This is a genomic window from Micromonospora sp. DT231 (assembly GCF_049847025.1).
GTDB lineage: Bacteria > Actinomycetota > Actinomycetes > Mycobacteriales > Micromonosporaceae > Micromonospora.
Map to the genome: position 1 here is coordinate 1 of NZ_JBNCNO010000046.1, position 401 is coordinate 401.

The 401-nt window shown below is 69.3% G+C and carries 1 protein-coding gene; it reads right to left on the reverse strand.

Translation table 11 applies throughout. The features are described from left to right. Positions 1-401: ketoacyl-synthetase C-terminal extension domain-containing protein (locus ACPXBU_RS34845; protein ID WP_425761403.1), on the reverse strand; the 401-nt coding region annotated here is incomplete at both ends.

Here is a 401-nt window from a genome sequence, read left to right on the forward strand (position 1 = left end):
TCACACTCCGCGACCCAGGCGGCGAACACCGACGACTCATCAAGCAACTGGCCGCCCATGCCGACCCACTGCGCCCCTTGGCCGGGGAACACCAACACCACACGATCCCGCGACGCCACGGCAGTGCCCTCGATCAGCTCACCGCCGACCCGCACCGCCCGATCCTCGAACACCGACCGCCGCACCAACGCAGCACCGGTAGCGGCCGAGTCATCGGTGACCCGCTCCCGCAACGCCGACAAAGCCGCCTGACCACGCGCGGAGAACACCAACGGCACAACAGGCAACTCAGGCGACACCACATCCGCGGCCTCAGCCGCCGGAGCCTGCTCCACGATCACATGCGCATTCGTCCCCGAAACACCGAACGACGACACCGCCGCCCGCCGCGGCCGACCGAC